Here is an 11,473-nt window from a genome sequence, read left to right as displayed (position 1 = left end):
GCTCCGGTCGCGCGCCCGCCGGCCGCCCGCCCAGCGCCTCGGCGAAGCTCACCCCGGCCGCGTCGCGCAGCCCGGCCGCGCGGTCCAGTGCCATCTCGCCGGTCAACAGCCTCGACCCCAGGCAGGGTACGCCGAAGCGCGCCCCCTCCTCCTCCACGAACGCGGCCACGGTGATCGGCCGGACCGGTTTCTTGCCCGCGGCGCGCAGCTCGTCGACGGCGAGCAGCGCGCTGACGATGCCCAGCGGCCCGTCGTACGCCCCGCCGTGCGGCACCGAGTCGAAGTGGCTGCCGGTCAGCACCGCGTCGCCGGCCTCCGGATCGCCCCAGGTGGCGAACAGGTTGCCGTTGCCGTCCTCGGTGACCGGCAGGCCACGCGCGTCGGCCTGCTCTCGGAACCACTCCCGCAGCCGCAGCTCCGGCTCGGTCAGCGCGTACCGCAGGTAGCCGCCGCTGCCGGCGTCCCGCCCGACGGGCGCGATCTCGTCCCACAGCCCCCGGAATCGGGCGGCGAGGTCACTCACGCCGGCCCCTCGGCCATCGGGACGCGGACGCCGGTGCGGTCGGCGACCTCGCGGGCCGCGTCGTAGCCGGCGTCGACGTGCCGGATGACGCCCATCGCCGGGTCGTTGGTGAGCACCCGCTCGATCTTCTGCCCGGCCAGGGCGGTGCCGTCGGCGACGCAGACCTGCCCGGCGTGTATCGACCGGCCGATGCCCACGCCGCCCCCGTGGTGGATGGACACCCACGACGCCCCGCTGGCGGTGTTGACCAGCGCGTTCAGCAGCGGCCAGTCGGCGATCGCGTCGGAGCCGTCGGCCATCGCCTCGGTCTCCCGGTACGGGCTGGCGACGCTGCCGCAGTCCAGGTGGTCCCGGCCGATCACGAGCGGCGCGGACAGCTCACCGGAGGCGACCATCTCGTTGAACCGCACCCCGGCCCGGTCCCGCTCGCCGTAGCCGAGCCAGCAGATGCGCGCCGGCAGGCCCTGGAAGGCGACCCGCTCGCCGGCCATCCGCATCCACCGGGCCAGCGACTCGTTCTCCGGGAACAGCTCCAGGATGGCCCGGTCGGTGGCGGCGATGTCCTTCGGGTCGCCGGAGAGGGCAGCCCAGCGGAACGGGCCCCTGCCCTCGCAGAACAGCGGCCGGATGTACGCCGGCACGAAGCCGGGGAAGTCGAAGGCCCGCTCGTAGCCGGCGAGCTGGGCCTCACCACGGATCGAGTTGCCGTAGTCGAAGACCTCCGCGCCCGCGTCGAGGAAGCCCACCATCGCCTCGACCTGCTTCGCCATCGACGCCCGGGCCCGGTCGGTGAACTCGGCCGGCAACGCCTTCGCGTAGTCCCGGGCGTCGGCCGGCTCCACCCCCTCCGGCAGGTACGACAGGGGGTCGTGCGCGCTGGTCTGGTCGGTGACGATGTCGATCTCGACGCCCCGGCGCAGCAGCTCCGGGAAGACGGTGGCCGCGTTGCCCACCACGCCGACGCTCAGCGCCCGGCGCTCCCGCCGCGCGGCGAGCACCCGGTCCACCGCGTCGTCGAGGGAGTCGGCGACCTCGTCCAGGTAGCGGTCGTGCACCCGCCGGTCCAGCCGCGTCCGGTCCACGTCCACGATCAGGCAGGCGCCGCCGTTCATGGTGACCGCGAGCGGCTGCGCCCCGCCCATCCCGCCACAGCCACCGGTCAGGGTCAGCGTGCCGGCGAGGGTGCCGCCGAAGCGCTTCGCCGCCACGGCCGCGAACGTCTCGTACGTGCCCTGCAGGATGCCCTGGGTGCCGATGTAGATCCACGAGCCGGCGGTCATCTGCCCGTACATGGTCAGGCCGAGCTGCTCCAGGCGGCGGAACTCCGGCCAGGTGGCCCAGTCACCGACGAGGTTCGAGTTGGCAAGCAGCACCCGGGGCGCCCACTCGTGCGTACGCATCACCCCGACCGGGCGGCCGGACTGCACCAGCATCGTCTCGTCCTCGCGCAGGTCGGTCAGCGTCCGGACCAGCGCGTGGTACGACGGCCAGTCCCGCGCGGCCTTGCCGGTGCCGCCGTAGACCACCAGGTCGTCGGGGCGCTCGGCCACCTCCGGGTCGAGGTTGTTCATCAGCATCCGCAGCGCGGCCTCCTGCGGCCAGCCACGGGCGGTGCGTTCGATGCCGCGCGCCGCGCGGACGGGGTGGGTCATCTCTGGTCTCCTCCTAACCGAGGAACAACTGACGACGGGCCGCCGAGGCTTCGAACGCCTCCAGCCGGCGCTGGGTGTCGGCCGGGGTGGCGTCGCAGATCGCCTGCAGCAGCACCATGGCCAGGGTCATCGGGGCGGTGTGCAGGTCGAAGACGAGCCGCGCGCCCACGGCGGCGGGCAGCACCACGTCGGCGTGCTCGGCGGCCGGGCTGACCGGGGAGTCGGTGATCGCCACCACGGTGAGGCCGGCGGCTCGCGCCTCGTCCAGCGCGTCCAGGGTCTCCCGCGGATAGCGGGGCAGCACGAAGGTGAGCAGGGCCGTCGCCCCCGCCTCGGCGGCCTGCTCCAGGCGGTCGGTGAGCAGGCTGCCGCCGTCGTCGAGCACCCGCACGTCGGGGTGCACCTTCGCGGCGAAGTACGCGAAGTACGCGGCCAGCGGCGCGGCGGCCCGCAGGCCCAGCACCGGCAAGGGCCGGCTGGCGGCGAGCAGCCGGCCGGTGTCGGCGATCCGCTCCCGGTCGGCGAGCTGAGCGGCGAGCCGGTCGAGGTTGCCCATCTCGGCGCGTACCGCCTGCTGGAGTTCGTTGCCGGCGTCCGCCGGCCCGCCGGGCGCGCCGGCGGTCAGCTCACGCAGCCGGCGGCGCAGCGCGGGGTAGCCGTCGTGCCCGAGCGCCACCGCGAACCGGGTGACCGACGGCTGGCTGACGCCGGCCAGCTCGGCGACCTCGGCCGCGGACAGGTACCCGACGGCCGGGGCGTGCTGGACCAGGCAGTGGGCGATGCGGCGCTGGGTGGGGGTGAGCCGGACCCCCTGGAAGAGGTCCAGCACCTGCTCGGTGGGTGCCACGACAGCCCCCTCATTCATGAGGTGACTCTATGCATGAAAACTTTCACAAAGCAAGACGGTCTGTCCGCGTCGAACGGCGGACGGCGCTCGCCGGCGGGACGGGGTCGGCCGGGGCGGGCCGCGCTGGAAGCCGGTCGGTACTATCCGCACGGCGGTTCGATGGAGGAGTGCGCATGCAGCCGGAAGGCCCGTACAGGTTCACCCATACTCTGGGCGGATCTCCGGTGGGTAGGGCATGGGCCGCGATCGACGACCACGGCCGCTTCGTCACGGTAGCGGTGCTGGACGCCGCCGTGGCCGCCGCGCCGGCCTGGCGGGCCGCCTTCGCCAGCACCGCGAACTCGCTGGCGCAGGCGCCGAACGGGATGGCGTACACGTATGCCGACTTCTCGGCCGACGCGCCCTGGGTGGCGTATCCGGCCAACGCGGGACCGGGTGCCGAGAGGCTCTTCAGGGCCCTCGGCGTGGAGTACACCCCGATCCCGGCCGCCATGCCGCCGACCTCCGCCCCGCCGCAGCCGGTCTCCGGGGTGCCGCAGTCGGTGTCCGCCCCGCCGCAGCCGGTGTCCGGGCTGCCGCAGTCGGTCTCCGGGCTGCCGCAGTCGGTCTCCGGAGCTCCCGAGCCGGCGTCCGGCATGGCTCACGTCCCGTGGGCGGTGCAGGCGGGCCCGATCCCCGGCCAGCCGGTGTCCGCGTCCCCGCATCCGGTCTCCGGCGCACCCGCGCCGCCCGCCCATGGCATGTCCCCACACGGGCACCTCCCACCGCCGGTCGTGCAGACCTCGCCGGCCGGCGTGCCGTCCCAGGACGCGTTCTCGTCGCCCGCCCGCCGCATCACGCCGTCGGCCCCGCGCCCGCGCCGGACCGGGCTCTGGATCGGCATCAGCGCTCTGGTGCTGGTCCTCCTTGCCGGTGCCGGTACCTTCGCCTGGACCGGGCTCCGGGGTACGACCGAGCCGACGGCAGGCCCCTCACCCACCGGCGTGGCCCAGTCCGGCGCGTCAGGCTGGTCGCCGACCGGACCTCCGCAGCAGCCGGGCCTCGAGCCGCCACGGCCCGGGGACTGGCCGAGATGGCAGATCTTCGGCAAGGGCGACGCGGTACGCACGCTCAACCCCGATGGCCTGGGCTTCGGATTCACCGCGCCGGCTGACTGGACGTGCGCCCCCGGCGGCAGCACCGAGGGCGAGGTCAAGTACAACTGCGGCGCCTCGATCGGGAACAACTCGGAGATCGGCGGCGAGTTGATCGTCCGTGACTGCCGTGAATGCGACGAGGACCGGCGCGTCGCCCTGCGCAAGGCGGAGGAGGCGTGGGGGCTGCAATGGCGCAGCGGCGGGCCTTACGTCTTCCTCGCGGAGACGGTGAAACTGAACGGCACCGACAGGTACGGCATCGTGGTGGTCGCGTTCTGGCGTTCACAGCCGGATGGCGCGATCGACCGTCAACTCGTGCTGCGCATGACCGCGCCAGTGGACTGGGTCGACGTCATCCGGCGCGTGGTCAACTCCGTGCGGGACAACGCACGCTTCTGAGCAATTCAGACCGTCGGCGGCGGTGCCGGTAACTCCGAGGCGGCCCGGGCCTTCTCGAAACTGCTCTTCAGCCCGTTTCGCAGCGCTCGGCCGAGCGGACGTTCGACGAACCGGTGCACGACGTAGGCCAGCAGGAGTGCCGCGCCGACGACGCCGCCCAGCAGCAGCCACGGGGGTACGTCGTCGCGCAGATGACGGATGACGGTGCGCCCGTTGGCGGAGTGGAGCAGATAGAGCGGATAGGTGAGCGCGCCGATGGTCACCAGGCCGCGCCACTGGACCTTCGCGAACCACCCGAGCGCGATACCGGTCATCAGGAGGTAGAAGAGGGCGACCAGGAGCAGTGACACCTTCCACGACATCGGCAGGCCGGCCTTCACGAGCGGGGCGACCCGCAGATCCAGCATCACGGCGTTGACCGCGAACGAGAAGGCCACAATGCACCAGAGCAGCAGACTGTGCCCGAACCGGTGGATGAGGTAGAGCGCCATCCCCGCGACGAAGTACGACGCGAACCGCGGTTCGACCACCATCGTCAGGAGATTGGAGTCGGCGCTGTGCGCGAAGAGCGCGAGCGTCGTCCAGATCATGCAGAACATCAGGACCCGGCGGTACGTGACGCCGAAGGCGACCACGATCAGGAACAGCAGGTAGAACTTCAGTTCGATCAGCAGGGTCCAGTACGGCTCGTCGATGTTGTTCACCTGCAGCAGGTTCTGCACCATGGTGAGGTTGCCGATGATCTGCGGCAGGTTGGGCGCCGTCTCCCCCGGCAGTGGCCACAACACGAGGACCGACGCGGTCAGGATGACCGCGAACAGGTAAGCCGGCATCAGTCGCGTCACGCGCGAGATGAAGAAGTCGCCCAGGGGCCGACCCCAAGAACTCATGCAGATGACGAAGCCGCTGATCATGAAAAAGAGTTCGACGCCCAGCCACCCGTAACTGGCGGCCTGCCGGAGTGGCGCACCGAACAGGTCCGCCGTGTTGGCCGACCAGGACTCCCGGGCGTCGGCGAACAGCAGGTGGTACGCGACGACGCTCATCGCCGCGATGAACCGCAGCAGGTCCAGCACGTAGAGGCGCGGCGCGCGCGCGGTGGTCGGTCGGGTTGGCCGATCGCGCTCGGTAAGAGTCGGGATCTCGACCGTCTGATCCGCGGACGCCGAGCGGTTGGCGTGGGTGATGTTCATGGTGACGCCCTGGCGAGAGAGGTGATCGGCGAACGTAGGATACGTATCGGCACGTGCTCGCCGACGGCAGGATCCGGTGTAGGCGATATGCGGCAAGCCGCAATTCGGCCATTCCAGTCAGGAATGTGCGGACACCACCGGAGCCCACTCATTGCGCATCGCGTGCTACGCACGGTGCGGTTGGCGGTGTCGATCGGGAGTCCGTGGGCGGCGGCCGGGACCTGTGGTTCGTCGCTGACGCCACCTCTATGATGAGCGCGCGAAGCACCGCTTCGGCCAGGACCGATGCGTCATCGGGTCGGGATACCTCCGCCCTCGAGGCGTGAGCGAGAACCCGCACGACGGCACGACCAGTGCAGCCGTGGCAGCGACTGGCCGACCAAGGCTGATACGGAGATGTCATGTTCACCGGTACGGCCTACGGTCATCCCCAAGGTGATCCACGCCATGCCCCGGCAACATGGCTCGACAGCGGTCAGGGGCCAGTTCGGACACCTGTCGACCCGGCTGCCGACCCCGGCGGCGAGAGCCGACCCCGTGGGCAGGGCCGCCATCGGGCCCCGAGCGTGGTTGTCCGGCTGACCGAGGTCGGCCGGACGGTCGCCCGGGGCCTGCGGTCCGACCCGGATCAGCGCATCGTCGCCGCACTGGCGCTCGTGGTGGCGACGCTCGGACTGGTGCCGGTCGCCCTCGCACCCGCCGATGTCGTCATCTACGCCGGTGTGGCGACCGGAACGCCGACGCTGTACTCGTACACCATCGCGATCACTGTGGCGTTGGTGTTGGTGGCGCTGCACACGCCTCGTCGACTCGTCCGCGCCCTTCTCCTGTGGGTGCCGTTTCTCGGCTGGGTGGCCCTGTTCGCCGTGCTCTCCTGGGACGCGTCCCTGCGTACCCTGAGCGGCATCCTGCACTTCTGCCTGGCGGCGACGGTGTTCGCCATCGGTGCAGCGGCCGAACGTGCGGACCGCCGCCACTCGATCCTGCTCTGGGCCTTCGCGGTCGTGGCGTGGCTCCAGCTCTTCGCGATCACCGCAGCGGTCCTCGGTTTTCCGCTGCGCCGAGTTTCCGGCCAACAGGCCCTCGACGTGCTCGGGCGTGCCACGGGCCTGACGAGCCATCCAGGGGAACTGGCGAAGCTGTTGTTCTTCTGCGGTCTGTGCGCGCTGACCCTGCCGCAGCGGACGGTGCGGGAACGATGGGTGGCCTGGACGACGCTCGGTGTCGTCCTCCTCGGCGTGTCCCTCACGCAGAGTCGTACGGTCCTCGCCGCCGTGGTCTCCGTGATCCTCGTCTTCATGCTGCTCGAGCTGATGACCGGGCGGTGGCAGAAGAGATACTTCGTGGTCCTCGGTCTCACCGGCGTGCTCGGCGTGGCATCGCTACCGTGGCTGATCGAGCGATTCCTGGCGGACCCCGGTGGGGGGTCCCGTCAACACCTCCTCACGGTCGCGTGGGACGTGATCCGCGCACATCCCTGGACCGGGGTGGGACCGAACAGCTACGTCGCCGTCGCCGGCGCCTCGGACCGACTCACCGCGAGCGGTGTGCCTGTGCACAACGTGTTACTGCTGAGCGCCGCGGAGGTGGGCATCCTCGGCGCGTTGCTCCTCTGGCTGCCGTTCGTACGGACCGCGACGACGGCCACCCGCTCCGTCTTCCGTTCGCGGACCTCGGAACTGGCCCCCAGGGTTCTGGTCAGCGCGCTGCCGGGTCTCCTCCTCATCGGAATGACGGGCTGGGGACTGTTGCAGGGCCCCTACTTTCTGATGCTGGCGCTCGTCTCCGGCTATTTCGGTGCCCGGACGCGGTCTTCGGCAGGTGTGCGCGGCGATGGTCGCGACTGAGACCAGGGCGCCGGCGGGACGGCGCACGTCTCTGACGGTCGTGTCGGGCCTGCTGGGGCTCTCCACCCTGGCCACGCGGATGACAACCCTGGTGGTCATGGCGTTCCTGACCAGGGGCGCCGGCATCGAGGCCGTCGGCTTCTACGGGATGGCCACGCTCACCGCGTCGTTCACCGCCGCCGCGCTCTCCCTCGGCCTACCGACCTACCTGACCAGGGAGGCCGCCGCGGGGACGGTTTCGCCCCCCGTGGTCGCCCGGATCCATGGCGGCCGTCTCGCCGTGCTGATGGCGGCCGCCGCCGTCGCGTACGTGCTGATCGGCGTGCTTCTTCCCGGGGCAGCGCAGCTCGCCTTCTTCCTGATCTTCGTCGCCAGCCTTCTCGAACAGTGGAACGAGACGGCGTGGGTCCTCATCCGAGGCACGCGTTCGGCCTGGGCCGAACCGCTGACGAACACGTCCACCGGCCTCCTGCTCGTCGGCGTGTGCGCGATCGACGTGTGGCTGATGAACGGGCTGACCCTCGGTGACGCTGCGGTCTACTTCCTGACGGCGTCCGTCCTCCGGTCGACTGCCGCGGTTCTCGTCGTGCGGATCCTGCCGTCACTCCGTGAATCCCGAGGTGCCCGCTCGGCCCACCACATCAGGCTGGCGCTGCCGTACTTCGCCTCCGACCTCCTCGGTCTCTTCTACTTCCGCGGCGACGTCTTGGTACTCGCGTTCTTCGTCACCGCTGCGGAAGTCGGAGAATACGTCTCGGCAGCGGCGATCATCGGACCGGCGGTCCAGGTCGCGGCGTCGATGGGCGTCGGCGCCCTTGCCTATGCCGCGCCGAAGCGGGCCTCCGGGACCGCTCAGGCGAACGACCCGGTCACGGTCTTTCAGTTCTTCGGGCTCGCCGGCCAGGGCGCCGCCGGCGTCATCTTCATCGGTCTTCCGATCGGGACCGCCGTGCTGTTCGGTGACCAGGCGGGGAACATCCCTGAGCTGGCGATGGTGCTCACCCTCTTCCTCGCACTGCGATTCGCCAACTTTGGTCTGTCCGCCATCCTGCTGGCCCGGGGCCGCGCCGCCAGCCGGCTGGTGGTGCTGGTGCTGAGCATCTGCGGAAGCGTCGGACTGAACATCGCACTCGACCCCAGGTACGGCGCCTACGGTGCCGCCTGCGCGATGGTGCTGAACGAGCTCGTCGTGGCCGGGTCGCTGCTGTGGTTCCTCCGGATCAGAGAGCTGGTGTGGCCGGTCCTCATCACGTTCGGATGCGTGGCGGCGGCGGCATGGGCGCTCGCCGGACTGCTGACGGTGATGGAACCGGCCGCGGCGTCCGTCACCATCGGCGGCATCATCCTTGCTCTGGCGACCGCCAGGCTTGTGGCACAACGACGGGCCGCAGGCCACCTGCCGGCCGCAACGACGGAGGACATGTGAGGGTCGGAATAGTCGGGTGGTTCGGATCGGACAATCTCGGAGACGAGATTCTTCTCCACTCGCTCATCACCTGCGTCCGCGCGGTCAAGGAGAACGCGTCGTTCGTGGTCTTCTCCCCGAACCCCGAGCGGGTCGCCGAACTGCACGGTGTGCAGACGGAGCCCATGCCCGTCCTGCGGGCTCGTGGTGCCTCCGAGCGTCAGGTGGCGGTGCAGCGCGCGATCAAGTCGTGCGACCTGCTTCTCCTCGGCCCTGGAACGATCTTCCAGGAGCGGTCCCCCAACCTGTCGTGGCCCGGCACCCTGCCGATGTTCGGCAGGATCATCGCCATGGCCAAGGTGGCGGGAACGCCCGTCGCCACCGTCGGCGTCGGCGTACGGGAGGGAGGAACGCCGTTCGGCCGTCAGGTGCTTCGTCTCATCGGCGCCTCCTGTGTCGCGGTGGGTGTGCGCGACGAACGAACCGCGTCGCACTTCGGCTCCGGGGCGGAGGTCATCGGCGACATGGCGTACACCCTGCCGTTGCCCGACCTGGAGCGGATCGATTCCGGCCGCCGCTTCGCGCTGTCGATGCGACCGCTCGCGCCCGACCTCGAGAGTTCACTGGTGGCGGCGACCTCCGGATGTGTCGCCCGGCTTCGTCAGGACGGATGGTCGGGCACGTTCCTTCCGATGGCCTTCGGTCGTGGAGCGCACGGCGAGGACGACCGCGTCATCTACGAGCGCGACTTCCGCGACCTGCTGGACCTGGACTCGACCCCGTTGGACGGCAGCCGTCCTCTCGCCGGGGCCCTGCGCGACTGGTTGCAGTCGCTCGGGACGAATCAACTCGTCCTCGGCACCCGCCTGCACGCCGCACTCCTGGCCGTGGCGATCGGCGTTCCGACGGTGGCCATCGCCTACGAGCGAAAGGTCCATGACGCCTTCGTCGACCTGGGGCTCCGCGAGTACCTGGTGCCACCGGACGTCGATGCCGACACGCTCTACCGCACGGCCACCGCGGCTGCCGCGGCGACCGAGCAGTTCCGGGAGGCCGCCCAGCGGGTCGCGGCCCAGGGACGAGTCGCGCAGGGGTTCGTCACGACGCTTCTGAAGCGGCTGGGCTGATGCGCGTCCTTCTGCTCACCCCGTTCGCGCCGAACGCGCACCACTACCATGCCGCAGCCGACACGATCGTGCAGCTCACACCGCGGCTGGCCGAACAGGTCGACCTCTTCGTGTACTCGCCGGAGAACACCGCGGTATCCAAGCGGGACGATCTGAAGTACACCCTGTTGCCCGCCACGGTCACCGCTCGTCCGAGCCACCGGGACCGTTTCCGGCTCGAACCGGCATGGCTGCGCCAAGCCTGGCCCCGAGAAGCGACCCGAGAGGCCGCTGAACTCATCCGCCGCATCCGGCCCGATGTCGTCCACTCGGAGTACCTGCAGTCCGCCGAGGTCGTCGGGATCAGCCCCGCGTCGGTGCTGGGCCTGCACGACATCACCGAGAAGGTGATGCTGGAGTCGTACCGGGCGTCGTCCGGTCTGGAACGCCCGTACCGTCTCGCCGAGTTGCTTCGGACGCGACGGTTCGAACGCGCGGCGATCCGGCAGGCGGCTGCCGTCATCACGCTGTCCGACGCCGACTTCGCGGTCGCCGCGGCACACAACTCCAACACCGTGCTCGCCCGGCCGGGGGTGCACATCGGTGACCGGTCCTGGTCCCCGCCGCCGGCGACGGAGCGACCGCGACTCGTGTTCGCCGGGGCGATGTGGCGACGAGCGAACGCCCTCGTCGCTCAGTTCCTCGCGCGCGAGGTGATGCCGCTGGTGTGGCAGAACCTGCCGCAGGCGGAACTCAGGATCGTCGGGGCGGAGCCGTCCGCCGAGGTGGTCGGCCTCGGCGAGAGCGACGGCCGGGTGGTGGTGACCGGTGCGGTGCCCGACCTCCGGTCCGAGATGCTCGACGCCCACGCCGTCGTCGTACCGTCGATCGTCGGCGGCGGAGTGCTGATGAAGGTGGCGCACGCCATGGCCCTCGGCTGTCCCGTCATCACGTCCAGCGGACCGGCCGAGTCGGTGCGCGGTGACGCCTCGATGCTGTACACCGCGTCGACGGCCGACGAGATCGCGGCGGCCGTTCGGGCCGCGGTCGAATCACCCGAGGACGCCGCGCAGCGCGGACGGCGTGCCCGCGCACACATCGAGCGGACGTTCCGTTGGGACGACACCGTCCGCTCGTACCTCGACGCCTACGGAATTGCGAGTCGGCAGTGAAAATCGCAGCGATCATCGTCTCCTACAACTCCGCCCAAGAGCTTCCCCTGAGTCTGGGCTGCCTGGGCGCCCTGCCGGTGGACCATGTCGTGGTCGTGGACAACTCCTCCACGGACGACAGCGTCGAGGTCGCGAAGTCCTTCGGGTACCCCGTCATCTCGCTGCCGAACGTCGGCTTCGGCAAGGCGATCAA

Annotated in this window: 10 protein-coding genes; 6 read left to right on the top strand and 4 right to left on the bottom strand. The window is 70.6% G+C overall.

Annotated features, from left to right (window positions below):
* The 3 genes from AB0I76_RS13020 to AB0I76_RS13010 all read right to left on the bottom strand — a co-directional run.
* The coding region (locus AB0I76_RS13020; protein WP_357034057.1) for a M20/M25/M40 family metallo-hydrolase at positions 1-523 on the bottom strand (523 nt) is incomplete at its 3' end.
* Positions 520-2,175: a urocanate hydratase gene (gene hutU / locus AB0I76_RS13015; RefSeq protein WP_357034055.1), complete on the bottom strand. Its 1,656-nt coding sequence runs from the start codon at positions 2,173-2,175 to the stop codon at positions 520-522. The genes hutU and AB0I76_RS13020, both read right to left, overlap by 4 nt.
* 13 nt (positions 2,176-2,188) lie before the next feature.
* Positions 2,189-3,040 carry a MurR/RpiR family transcriptional regulator gene (locus AB0I76_RS13010; RefSeq protein ID WP_357034053.1) on the bottom strand — a complete coding sequence of 284 codons (852 nt, stop codon included), beginning with the start codon at positions 3,038-3,040 and terminating at the stop codon, positions 2,189-2,191.
* A 206-nt stretch (positions 3,041-3,246) separates the two neighbouring features.
* Between AB0I76_RS13010 and AB0I76_RS13005 the strand changes: the two genes are divergently transcribed.
* A complete protein-coding gene (locus AB0I76_RS13005; protein ID WP_357034051.1) occupies positions 3,247-4,557 on the top strand; it encodes a hypothetical protein in 1,311 nt (436 codons plus the stop codon).
* A 5-nt stretch (positions 4,558-4,562) separates the two neighbouring features.
* Here the strand turns inward: AB0I76_RS13005 and AB0I76_RS13000 are convergent, their stop codons facing one another.
* On the bottom strand, positions 4,563-5,750 hold the full coding sequence (locus AB0I76_RS13000; RefSeq protein ID WP_357034049.1) for an acyltransferase: 1,188 nt from the start codon (positions 5,748-5,750) through the stop codon (positions 4,563-4,565).
* A gap of 566 nt (positions 5,751-6,316) precedes the next feature.
* On the opposite strand from AB0I76_RS13000, the gene AB0I76_RS12995 reads away from it, so the two are divergent.
* The 5 genes from AB0I76_RS12995 to AB0I76_RS12975 all read left to right on the top strand — a co-directional run.
* Positions 6,317-7,597 (top strand): O-antigen ligase family protein, encoded by a 1,281-nt coding sequence (locus AB0I76_RS12995; RefSeq protein ID WP_357034047.1) that lies wholly within the window; start codon positions 6,317-6,319, stop codon positions 7,595-7,597.
* Between the two features lie 79 nt (positions 7,598-7,676).
* Positions 7,677-9,023 carry a polysaccharide biosynthesis C-terminal domain-containing protein gene (locus tag AB0I76_RS12990; protein ID WP_357034045.1) on the top strand — a complete coding sequence of 449 codons (1,347 nt, stop codon included), beginning with the start codon at positions 7,677-7,679 and terminating at the stop codon, positions 9,021-9,023.
* Entirely contained in the window at positions 9,020-10,129 is a 1,110-nt protein-coding gene (locus tag AB0I76_RS12985; protein WP_357034043.1) for a polysaccharide pyruvyl transferase family protein, read from the top strand. The genes AB0I76_RS12990 and AB0I76_RS12985 overlap by 4 nt, the downstream gene beginning before the upstream one ends.
* Positions 10,129-11,280 carry a glycosyltransferase gene (locus AB0I76_RS12980; protein ID WP_357034041.1) on the top strand — a complete coding sequence of 384 codons (1,152 nt, stop codon included), beginning with the start codon at positions 10,129-10,131 and terminating at the stop codon, positions 11,278-11,280. Before AB0I76_RS12985 ends, AB0I76_RS12980 begins: the two co-directional genes overlap by 1 nt.
* Positions 11,277-11,473, top strand: a 197-nt coding sequence (locus AB0I76_RS12975; protein WP_357034039.1) for a glycosyltransferase, incomplete at its 3' end; no start/stop codon positions are given. The genes AB0I76_RS12980 and AB0I76_RS12975, both read left to right, overlap by 4 nt.

Origin of the sequence: Micromonospora sp. NPDC049799 (assembly GCF_040656655.1) — a bacterium.
Classification (GTDB): Bacteria; Actinomycetota; Actinomycetes; order Mycobacteriales; family Micromonosporaceae; genus Micromonospora.
This window is presented reverse-complemented; position numbering and strand designations above follow the sequence as displayed.

Excerpts from the sequence above, each read along its gene's own strand:
- hutU (WP_357034055.1), bottom strand. The coding sequence starts at position 2,175 with ATGACCCACCCCGTCCGCGCGGCGCGCGGCATCGAACGCACCGCCCGT.
- AB0I76_RS13000 (WP_357034049.1), bottom strand. The coding sequence starts at position 5,750 with ATGAACATCACCCACGCCAACCGCTCGGCGTCCGCGGATCAGACGGTC.
- AB0I76_RS12990 (WP_357034045.1), top strand. The coding sequence starts at position 7,677 with ATGACAACCCTGGTGGTCATGGCGTTCCTGACCAGGGGCGCCGGCATC.
- AB0I76_RS12980 (WP_357034041.1), top strand. The coding sequence starts at position 10,129 with ATGCGCGTCCTTCTGCTCACCCCGTTCGCGCCGAACGCGCACCACTAC.
- AB0I76_RS13010 (WP_357034053.1), bottom strand. The coding sequence starts at position 3,040 with ATGAATGAGGGGGCTGTCGTGGCACCCACCGAGCAGGTGCTGGACCTC.